The sequence below is a fragment of the Mycoplasmoides pirum ATCC 25960 genome (genome assembly GCF_000685905.1).
Classification (GTDB): domain Bacteria; phylum Bacillota_I; class Bacilli_A; order Mycoplasmatales; family Mycoplasmoidaceae; genus Mycoplasmoides; species Mycoplasmoides pirum.
Genome location: NZ_JMKZ01000005.1, coordinates 1 through 1,354, shown reverse-complemented (window position 1 = coordinate 1,354; position 1,354 = coordinate 1). Strand labels below are relative to the sequence as shown.

Here is a 1,354-nt window from a genome sequence, read left to right as displayed (position 1 = left end):
TTGTTTATATATTTATTTAATTTTAGTGTGTAAAGAAAATTATTAATTAATTTATTTTTAAAATTTATTTTATTAAAAATTTTATTTTTTATAAGCACATAATTTTTTTCTACTTTTGAAACACTTGAATTTTTTAATGAAAATTCAAAAACTTTAAAATTATTTTTCAATAAAATATTAATTAAATTTGCTGAATATGTTTCAATACCACCGATTTTAATATGTATATTTTCGTTTATAATTAAAATATTTTTCATTGTATAAAACTTTTAGTTTAATTTTAATTAAGAATAATAAAGTAATTGATTTAATTTTTAGTAATTATTTTTATAGTGTATTCTCAATATTTCTACAAAATTTAATGTTACAAATTTATTTTTCTTTTTTTAAAAAACATATATATTTTATTTAAAAAATAATCTAAATATTTACTTAGTAAACACGATTTTATAAAAAGTAATTTAAAGCCTTTATATGGTTTGTATTTTTTAAAAAATTTTTTAATTTCTTTAATTGTTGGAAAAATGATTTGATTTTTTTCAAAAAATTTGATTCCATTTCTTAAACCTTTCAAATTACAAACACATATATAAACAAATCAATATATTCAATAATCTCTTGCATCTGAAAATTTTTCTATATTTCAATCATCAAATGATGTAAATCATTTTGTATAAATTTGAATCGTTTTTAAGATGTTGTTGCTACTATTTGCCTTATATGTTTTTGAATTAATGTTGTTGACTCTATAACAATAAAAAATTTCATTTACTATTAGAGTTAATCATTTCTTTGAAAGAAGAACTGAATTTCAATACGCATCTTCGTAATATTCATTTATAAAATTAAAAAAATTAGAATTTCTTTCTAAAAGTTCTTTTTTGTATGCATAGGCACAAATAGAAAAATTATTGGTAGATTTTGTTGTGTTATTTAAGTAAGAACTTAAATCAAATTTAATTATTTCATTTTTATTTAATTTTTTTGGTATTAAATAATCATTTTGATTAAAAACATTAATTGTCTTAAATTGAATTAATTCTATTGAGGAGTTATTAATAAAGTAATCGTTTAATTTAAATATTCATTTTGAATCACATATTCAATCATCAGAATCAACAAATAAAATTATATTTCCAGTTGATTTATCAAAACCCGTTTTTCTTGCGCCAGCAGAACCCTGATTATTTTGATTAATTAATTTAATTAATTTTTCTTTTGATTGTATATTTATTAAACTATTTAAATTTAATTCATCAATTAATTTTTTAATTTCTTTACTATGTTCATCATCACTACCATCATTTACAATAATAATTTCTTTTAACAAATTTAAATCTTGACAAATCAAAGA

At 17.1% G+C, this 1,354-nt stretch carries 2 protein-coding genes; both read right to left on the bottom strand.

The window, feature by feature from the left end:
- A partial coding sequence (locus T397_RS0103670) for a hypothetical protein (RefSeq protein WP_027124276.1) occupies window positions 1-257 on the bottom strand: 257 nt, incomplete at its 3' end.
- 107 nt (window positions 258-364) lie between these two features.
- Window positions 365-1,354, bottom strand: a 990-nt coding sequence (locus T397_RS0103660) for a glycosyltransferase family A protein (protein ID WP_027124275.1), incomplete at its 5' end; no start/stop codon positions are given.